Source organism: Nonomuraea sp. NPDC049784 (assembly GCF_040659615.1).
Lineage (GTDB): Bacteria > Actinomycetota > Actinomycetes > Streptosporangiales > Streptosporangiaceae > Nonomuraea.
In genome coordinates this window covers 1-8,911 of the sequence record NZ_JBFAMX010000432.1, presented here as the reverse complement: position 1 = coordinate 8,911, position 8,911 = coordinate 1, and the positions used below count along the sequence as shown (strand labels likewise).

The following is an 8,911-nucleotide window of genomic DNA, read 5'->3' as shown; positions in this document are numbered from 1 at the left end:
CGCCCACTGCGCGACGGTCAAATCACCCCGACCCACACAAAGATCGTCTCGGAAGTGGACCACCCAGGTGATCCACTTCTGAAACAGGCCCTAGATCCGGGGCGGTTCAGTCGCCGGTGGGAGGAGAGATCAGATCTACTCCCCCGCGTGCTTCGCCAGGTACTCTCGCGAGCGTTGTGCGGCGCTGCGTGCGATGCCCTGGGACAGGCCCGTGTGGGCCGCGGGGTCGAGCAGCTTTCGCAACTGGGCTTCGTCGATCTGATCAGTGACCCACCGGTCGTTGCGCAGCACGTCGAGGAAATCCTGACCCGTCGTCGCCGCCTTCATCGCGTCCTGATAGACGATTTCATGCGCGCGGTCGCGGCCGATCGCCTCACCCAAGGCGAGCATGACGGCCTCCGAGGAGATGAGGTTGCCGCTGCGGCCCAGGTTCTCGCGCATCCGGTCCGGATAGATCTCCAGGCCGGACACGATGTGGCGCAGTCGAACCAGCAGATCTCCCATGGAGACCAGCGACCGCTCCAGGATGTCCGTCATCGAGGCGGTGGCCGCGCCATCGGCCTCGTGCGGGTGGATGAGGGCAGCCACCGCCATCGGCGCGAGGGCGCGAATCTCGGCGGAGAGGCTGAGCACGTCGTAGGTCAGCTTCGGGTTACGCTTGTGAGGCATCGTCGAACTGCCCACCGAGCCCGCCGGCACAGGCTCGCTGACCTCGCCGAATTCAGTCTGCATGAGCGTCGCGACATCGAGACACACCCGGGCCGCGGACGCTGACGCAACGGCCAACGCCGACACGTACGCCGCGAACGGGTCGAGGATTGCCCGCGACGGCACCGCCATCGGCTCCAGTTCCAGATCCCGGGCGATGAGTTCCTGGACTTCCGGACCCCGCTCGCCGAGTGAGGCGAAAGTCCCCACGGCGCCGCCCATCATCACCGTCAGGCATGGTCGAACTGCTGTCCCGTTGCGCTGGTGCGCGCGGACGAGATCGTCCAGCCAGGTGGCCGCTTTGAACCCGAAGGTGATCGGTACGGCATGCTGGCCGTGGGTCCTCCCCGCCATGAGCGTGTCCGCGCTCCGCTCGGCGAGGTCCGCGACAGCGGCGATGACCTCGGCGAGAAGGCGGGAGGTGATAGCGTGCGCCCGCTTCAGCAGGACCGCGTGGCCGGTCTGCATGACGTTCTGAGACGTGGCGCCCCAGTGGACGTAGCCACCGGCCGTGGGGCCGGCCACCCGGGCCAACTCGGAGATCAGCGGCATCAAGGGATGACCCTGGTCAGCCAGGGCGCGGCGGACCCGCTCCAGATCGAGCCGGGCCAGGTGTGCCGCGGTTTCGATGGCCGCGGCCGCTCGGGTCGGGACTATCCCGACCTGCGCCTCGGCCCGGGCCAGCGCGGCTTCGACGTCGAGCCAGGCCTGCCAGACGCTCTCGGTCGTGAAGAGCGCCCGGATTCCCGCATCGGGCACGCTGTAGTCGGTGAAGCGCGTCGCCCGGCCTGCCACGTCGGCGATCGTTCTCACGGTCGTCCGTCGGGCGTCGGTTGCGCTACCCGTCGTCACGTCCTCACACCCCCTGGGCGGCCGCCAGTGCGCCACCCCGAATCGGCGACTTGCGGGAGCGCCGCTGCCGGCGCCCGCGCTCCAGTCGATTGGACAGGACGAGAATGGCGAAGATCAGGACGATCTGGAGCGTGCCATACGCCGCGGCAGTCCCGAACTCCGCTGAATAGATCCGCTGGTAGATCGCCACCGACATCGGTGGCAGGCCCGCCGGATACACGATCACGGAGGCGACGTACTCGCCCACGCCGTCGACGAAGGCGAGGAGAGCGCCAGTGAGAATCCCCTTGAAGATCAGGGGGAAAACCACGGTTCGCAAGGCCCGTAGGGGAGAGGCGCCCAGTGACTGCGCCGCCTCGTCGATGGAGGTGTCGAGCTGAGCGATCGAGGCGCTCGTGGATCGGAACACCAGCGGCACGTATCGGACGAAGTAGGCCACCGGCAGGATCGCGATCGACCCGACCAGCGCGATCCCCAGGTTCCACGGCGAAGGTCCGTTGAAGGCGGTCACCAGGTTGATGCCGATGACCGTGCCGGGCAGCGCCCACGGCAGCATCACCGCGATATCGAGGAGCGACTTGCCGCGGCCCGGCCAACGCGCCACGATCCAGGCTGCGGCGGCTCCGATCACGATGGCCACGGCCGTCGCGATGAGGCTCGTCTGGACACTCACGTTGATCGGAAGCAGACTGGCCGGGTCGGTGAAGATCCGAGCGTAGTTGTCGAGCGTGTACTCCTCGGGAAGGACCTGGACGGTCCAGGAGGTGTCGACGGAAAAGGACACCAGGACGATGACGGCGATCGGCGCCAGCAGAACGAGACTCAGCACGAGGCTGCCGACGAGGGCGAAGGCCGACCCGAGGCCCCTGGTCCTGGTCCGCGACCGCTGGATGCCCTTGGACAGGCTGCGATGGATACGCCGGCTCTGGTACCAGCGCATGAGCAAAAGGAAGAGGATCGAAACTGCGGCGAGGACCGTCGACTGAGCGGCCGCCAGCTCGTACAGGCCGCTGGTGCGGGTCGCGACGATCTGCATCGTGAGGGTCTGGACGTTGTAGAGCTGGGGTGCCGTGAACGAGGCCATCGACGTCATGAACGTCAGCAGCCCGCCCGAAACCAGCGCCGGGGTGAGCATCGGCAGCACGACCGTCGCCCAGACTTTCCACTTCGGCGCACCGAGGCTGGACGCCGCCTCTTCAATGGAGGAGTCCATGCCCGACAACCCGGCCGAGACGGAAAGGTAGAAGTACGGGTACATCGTGAAGGTGTGCACGAGCAGGACGCCGGCGACACCGGTGACAGCCAGATGAGCCGCACCGCTTGCCAGGAGTTGCTGCGCCGCTCTCGGCACGATGCCCGTCTCGCTGAAGAGCAGGACGAAGGAGACCGCGCCAATGAGCGGAGGCAACGCCATGGGGAGTACCGCGAACACTTCGAGCGCGCGGCGACCTGGGAAGTCGAATCGGGTCAACAGGACCGCCAGCAACGTGCCGACCACACCGCACAGCAGGACGGATCCCACCGAAATGCCGACGGAGAGCAGGAGTGCCGTTCGCGTGCCGCCCGATGAGAGAAACGTCGAGTAGTTGTCGACGAATCCGGCGCCGCCGGAGCTTGTCATCGCCGTCTGCACCATCGGAATCACGATGAAGAAGGCGATGACGAGGAAGATGGGCACCGCCAGCGCGTAGATGAACTTGTCGTGAGCGGTCAGCCACCGACGGCGTCCTGGGCCTTTCGCGGCCGACTGGCCGATTGTCGACTGGGCCTCGTCGCGCGGCGACGGGTCGAGGTGGGTAGTCGTCATGCTGGTATCAACCAGGTGTTGCGCTCGTCGACGGCGAGACCTACTCGCGCGCCTTGATCAGGTACGGGGGTCCGGTCCGGTGCCGACACGACCACGTGGGTGCCGTCGACGTCGATGTCCACCGTCACGGTTGCGCCCATGTACTCGACCTGGGTCACGACGCCCCCCAACTGCGCCTCCACCTCCGAACTCAGTCGGATGGCTTCCGGGCGCACCGCAAGCTCCGCCGGAGCACCGTTGGAGACGGCCATGTGGGGAGACCGAGGAACGGCGATGGTGCCACCCCCGAGAGAGACGGTGGCGGATTCGGAACCCGCCTCGACGACGGTGACCGGCAGGACGTTGCTTCGACCGATGAACCGGGCCACGAATGACGTCGCGGGCTCACGATAGATCCGGCGCGGCGTGTCGATCTGGTGTGCTTTCCCGTCGGCGAGCACCGCGATCCGGTCGCTCATCGCCATCGCCTCCGCCTGGTCGTGTGTGACGTAGACAGCGGTCGTTTCTGCCTTCTTCTGTACCTCGCGGATCTGCATCCGGGTCTCTTCACGCAGCTTGGCGTCCAGATTCGACAGGGGCTCGTCGAGCAGGAGCAGTGCCGGTTCGATGACGACCGCCCGGGCGAGCGCGACTCGCTGCTGCTGACCGCCGGAGAGTTGATCGATGCGGCGGTCAGCCATGCTCTGCAGACCCACCATCGACAGGGCAGCGTCCACCCGTGCGGCGCGGTCGCCGCGGGCGACCCTGCGCACCTTGAGGCCGTACGCCACGTTGTCCGCGACCGACATGTGCGGGAACAGTGCGTAGTTCTGGAACACCATGCCGACCCCGCGCTTGTGGGGCGGCAGATTCGTGACGTCACGGTCTCCGAACCGGATGGATCCGGTCGTGGGCGCCACGAATCCGGCCACCATTCGCAACATGGTCGACTTGCCACAGCCCGATGGGCCGAGGAGGGTGAAGAACTCGCCGGCCTGGATCGTCAGATCCACTGAGATCGTGGGCTCGGTGTCGGGTGCGGTCAGGTAGGTCTTACTCACCTTGTCGAGGTGGATCGGCAGCATGTGCGCTCCTCTGACGGTTCGAGAATGGTCAGCCGCGGTTCTTCACGTTCTCAAGCCAGTAGTTGATCCACGTCGCCTCGTTCGCGGCCACGACCTTGCGATCGACGTTCAGTTCCGTGAACTTGAGGCCCGCCAGCCAGTCGGGCTCCTGGCTGATCTTGATCGTGGGGATCTGGAAGGCGTTCTGGGCCAGCCAGGTCTGCGTCTTCTCCGAGAGGACGAAGTTGGCGAACGCTTCGGCGCCCGGACTGTTCGGGCCGTGGTTGACCTTGGCGATGCCGTCGAGGTTGATCGGGACGCCGGAGGCCGGAACCTTGAGCGAGAAGGGGGCACCTTTGGCTGCCTGAGCGAGGATGTCCTGCTGGTTCCAGATCGTCTGGGCCGCTTCCTGTCGCTGCAGCCGCAGGTAGAGATCCTGAGGGTTCGCCGCGTAGTCCTTGGTGTTCGCGTCCAGCGTCCGAAGGAACGCATATCCCTCGTCCGGCTTACCGGTCTTCTGGTACTGCTGGGAGATGAGCGCGGTGAAGACGCTACGCATCGTGCCCGAGGGCGCCACATCGCGGATGATGATCTTGTTCTTGTACTTCGGCGACGCCAGGTCAGCCCAGTCGTTGGGGAGGTCGCCTTCCTTGATCATGTCGTGGTTGTAGGCGATGAGCTGCAGCTGTCGCTGCTCGGCGAGCCACGTGTCCTTCGACCCGTGGTACTGGTTGGGGACGCGGCCGAGGATGTCGCTCGAGAAGGGCGTGAGGAGGTCCTTGGCTGCGGCCTGCTCGAACTGCTGCGGCGTACCGCCCCACCACACGTCAGCCTGCGGGTGGCTCTTCTCGGCGTTTACCCGGTCGGCGACCTCCTGCCCGCCCAGGGTCAGCAGCTGCACCTGGTATTCCGGGTGGGCCTTTTCAAATTCGGCGACGACATAGCTGGTGATGTTGCTCGGACGCGGCGAGTAGACCGTCACGACGCTCTTCCCGCCCTTGTCCGACCCAGAAGACAAGCCGCACCCTGTCATCGCAAGTCCGACGGCCGCAACCATCACCGCCACGGCGACTGCCCGCGCTGTTCGCTTCACGCCCTGCCTCCCTCTACGCCGCTGGGCCCGGACGGCCGTCCGGGGCGGGGTGATGGATCGATTCACCAACGGTGATGGAGAAAACCAGGTAGGGCGACTGTGTGTCAAGAGTTTTGCGTCCGTGTGATCCGGAGATAACCCCCGGGTGTGTATGAGGTAACTCTTAGTCACGGAGGGGGCCGCAGCCCGCTACTCCGGCTCCGAGTGCTCGCCGCACGACTCGCGGACGATCAACCGCGGGGGCTCCACGTGTGAACGCACCGTCTCTTCGGCGCCCGAGATGACCGCGAAAAGCGCCTCAGCGGCGGCCTCACCGAGGCGACGACCGTTGGTCGCGACGCTGGTGAGCGCCGGCACCCAGGCCTGCGCCGCGGAGACATCGTCATAACCGATGACCCGTGTTTCCCCGACCCGGCCGGCATCATGCAGGGCGCGTTCGAGACCCATGGCCACGGTGTCGTTGTGACACATGATGCCCTGCGGCAACTCGCCGGCGACAAGGGTGCGTCCGATCGCCAGCCCGGCCTCGACCGTGGACGCGGACGGACTGTCAGTGAGGCCGATCTCGGCGTTCGACTCGCCAATCGCGAGCCGTACCCCCTCAAGGCGGTCGATTCGCGCGACGCCCAGCTCAGGTCCACCCACATAGGCGATGGATCGGCACTGATGGGACTGGATCAGGTGGCTCGCCGCCAAATAGCCTCCCCGCACTTCGTCGGAGCCCACATAGGGCTCCGCGAATCCAGCGATGTAGCGGGTCAGAAAGACGGTTGGCGCACCCCACGAGTGAATGTGGTCGATCAGACCCGCGCCACTGCCGGTCGCCGGGATGATCGCAAGTGCCGCCACCTGATGCTCACGAAGCATCCGCACGGCGCGCGCCTGGTGATCGACGTTGTCTCGGGTCGACACCATCAGTGACATGTACCCGGACGTGGTGAGGGTCGACTCTAGCCCAATCAGCACCTCGCCGAAGAAAAGCCGGTCGATGTTAGGCACCACGACGCCGACGGTCCGGGCGGTCTGGCGGCGAAGGGAGGCAGCTCCCTGGTGGTAGACATACCCGAGTGCTTCCATCGAGGCGAACACCCGCTGGCGGGTGGCTGTGGAGACGCGTCCCGTACCCGTGATGACATATGAGGCTGTTGCGCGCGACACTCCGGCGTGCCGAGCGACATCCATCAAGGTCACCCGCCCTGTCATGGAAGCAAACCCTAGCAGGGGATCCCGATCACGATAAATGGTCGAGCAGAACCCGTTGTCGGTGAGCGCGAGCAGCACCGGGAAGGCGTAGAGGTCGGGCACCTGACCGCCGCGCAGCTCGGTCAGGAGTACCTCGTCGTCGAGACCACTTCCATAACCGCGATCACGCACCAGCGGGGCAGGCCAAGGAAATGGGTGAGGTCATAGATCGTGATGACGCCCGGCACCAGCTCGGCCCACTCGGGCAGCTCCCGGCGTGGACGACACTCGCGGAGGGGGCGTTCGACCACCGTGATCCCGGTCGCCTGCAGCACCCGCAGCACCGTCGAATCCGAGGCGTAAAACGCCTCCAGCCGCGAACCGCGATGGGCGCGCTTGCGGTGCGAGCGGTCGATCTCCAGCCACTGTTCGGCAATCTTGACGATCGCCTCGCGTCCCTATGGCAGCAGCGCATGCAGGGCGACCTCGAGACCCGGCTTGGCGTCGTCCAGGAGGCCGAGCACGGCGCGGGGCTGCCAGCGCACTGGACACGGGCCTGGCCTCGGTCAAAAGCGCGCTGCAGCCGGCCAGATCGGCGCTACGCGAGCACCTGCCACTCGACCGTTCCCAGTGGGTGCACGCGCCCGAGACGACCAGGCAGGAGCAGGCGATCGTGCGCCGTTACATGCTGGTCGCCGAACGAGCCGACCTGGCCATGATGGCCGAGTTGCTGGCCGAGGACGCGGTGCTCACGATGCCGCCCAACCCGCTGTGGTTCACCGGAAGACAGGACATCCTGACCTTCGTCGCCCCCTCCTTCGACCCCGGCTCCCCCGCCTACCTCGGCCGCTGGCGGCACCTGCCGACACAGGCGAACGGACGACCCGCTCTAGCAGGCTACGTGCAGCGCCCTGGCACGACGGTGTACCGCGCGCAAAACCTAGACGTGCTGCGGACCTCAGGAGACCGGATCGTTGAGATCACCACCTTCGAGCCCCACCTGCTCGCCGCGTTCGGCCTGCCCATGACGCTCCGGCAGCGATGAGTCGTGCGGGTCTGCTGCTGAAGGCCAAGCCGTCGCGCGTCCTTGGGTTCGGGGAGGTTCGCGAAGCGCACCGCGTGATGGAGGCCAACCAGGCCAAGGGCAAGATGGTCGTCGTCAACGCCTGAACGGCGAGTTCTCGTACGCGGGCCGGTGAAGGCGGTCCCGAGCCCGGCGGAGCTTCCAGATGACGGTTGATGCCATCCTTCCCGCCGTCGGTGGCCGCATTCCATGATCACCTGGAGGCGGTCGCCGCAACCGATAGAGCGCAAAGCGACATTCTGCGCGAAATCCCCTCATGTGCCCTCATTATGATGATTACTTGATTACCTCGTCCGAGGAGGAAACTTGATCGTTGAGTACATCCGCTACCGCGTTCCCGCCGCGGCGGAGAAGTTCGAGGCCGCCTACCGGCGAGCCGTCGTGCCCCTGGGCAAGGCGCCCCAGTGCCTGGACTACGAGCTGTCGCGATGCGTCGACGAGCCCGAGTGCTACATCCTGCGGATCGTCTGGACCTCGGCCGACGACCACATGGTGGGCTTCCGGAACAGTGCCCACTTCGCCGAGTTCTTCGCAGAGATCAAGCCGTACGTCTCCAACATCGAGGAAATGCGGCACTACGAGCAGACCATCGTCAGGACCGAACCGACCCTGTTCGACTGGGCAGGCGGAGCGGCGGCGTTCGAACGGCTCACCGAGGTGTTCTACTGCCACGTGGTCGCCGACGACCTGATCGGCCCCCTGTTCGCGCACATGAGCCCCGACCATCCGAAGCACGTCTCCATTTGGCTGTCGGAGGTCTTCGGCGGCCCCGACCGCTACACCCGCGAGCTTGGCGGCTATCCCCGGATGCTCGCCCACCATCTCGGCAAGCATATCCGCGAGGACCAGCGCCGCCGGTGGGTATCCCTGCTCATGGACGCGGCCGACGAGGTGGGGCTGCCGGGCGACCCAGAGTTCCGGGCGGCCTTCTTCGGTTACATCGAGTGGGGGACCCGCATCGCGGTGCAGAACTCCCAGCCGGGCGCGACCCCGCCGCCCCAGGCGCCGGTACCGCGCTGGGGCTGGGGAGTCGCCCCGCCGTACCAGCCCTGGCCACTGCGACCCCCACCAGCCTCGGACGCACGGTCCTACACCAGCAGAGGTCCCCCTTCTCCCGAAGTTACGGGGGCAATTTGCCGAGT

General features: G+C 66.4%; 9 protein-coding genes. 3 read left to right on the top strand and 6 right to left on the bottom strand.

Annotated features, from left to right (window positions below):
* Positions 1-135: 135 nt before the first annotated feature.
* The 6 genes from AB0J09_RS46555 to AB0J09_RS46530 form a co-directional block, all read right to left on the bottom strand.
* The gene (locus tag AB0J09_RS46555; protein WP_360706372.1) at positions 136-1,521 is read right to left on the bottom strand and encodes an adenylosuccinate lyase family protein; all 1,386 of its coding nucleotides are present in this window, start codon (positions 1,519-1,521) and stop codon (positions 136-138) included.
* A 43-nt stretch (positions 1,522-1,564) separates the two neighbouring features.
* Positions 1,565-3,367, bottom strand: coding sequence for an iron ABC transporter permease (locus AB0J09_RS46550; RefSeq protein ID WP_360706369.1), 1,803 nt, complete (start codon positions 3,365-3,367; stop codon positions 1,565-1,567).
* Complete coding sequence (locus tag AB0J09_RS46545) at positions 3,364-4,431, bottom strand: ABC transporter ATP-binding protein (RefSeq protein WP_360706367.1); 1,068 nt, start codon at positions 4,429-4,431, stop codon at positions 3,364-3,366. The genes AB0J09_RS46550 and AB0J09_RS46545 overlap by 4 nt, the downstream gene beginning before the upstream one ends.
* Positions 4,432-4,459: 28 nt before the next feature.
* Positions 4,460-5,428 carry an extracellular solute-binding protein gene (locus AB0J09_RS46540; RefSeq protein WP_360706364.1) on the bottom strand — a complete coding sequence of 323 codons (969 nt, stop codon included), beginning with the start codon at positions 5,426-5,428 and terminating at the stop codon, positions 4,460-4,462.
* A 264-nt stretch (positions 5,429-5,692) separates the two neighbouring features.
* Positions 5,693-6,808, bottom strand: a complete 1,116-nt coding sequence (locus tag AB0J09_RS46535) for a LacI family DNA-binding transcriptional regulator (RefSeq protein WP_360706359.1) — start codon at positions 6,806-6,808, stop codon at positions 5,693-5,695.
* Between the two features lie 20 nt (positions 6,809-6,828).
* Entirely contained in the window at positions 6,829-7,029 is a 201-nt protein-coding gene (locus tag AB0J09_RS46530; protein WP_360706356.1) for a hypothetical protein, read from the bottom strand.
* A gap of 290 nt (positions 7,030-7,319) precedes the next feature.
* On the opposite strand from AB0J09_RS46530, the gene AB0J09_RS46525 reads away from it, so the two are divergent.
* From AB0J09_RS46525 to AB0J09_RS46515, 3 genes are all read left to right on the top strand, one after another.
* Complete coding sequence (locus AB0J09_RS46525) at positions 7,320-7,730, top strand: nuclear transport factor 2 family protein (protein WP_360706353.1); 411 nt, start codon at positions 7,320-7,322, stop codon at positions 7,728-7,730.
* Positions 7,727-7,855: a zinc-binding dehydrogenase gene (locus AB0J09_RS46520; protein WP_360706350.1), complete on the top strand. Its 129-nt coding sequence runs from the start codon at positions 7,727-7,729 to the stop codon at positions 7,853-7,855. Before AB0J09_RS46525 ends, AB0J09_RS46520 begins: the two co-directional genes overlap by 4 nt.
* 220 nt (positions 7,856-8,075) lie before the next feature.
* On the top strand, positions 8,076-8,911 hold an 836-nt coding region (locus AB0J09_RS46515; protein WP_360706347.1), incomplete at its 3' end, for an antibiotic biosynthesis monooxygenase.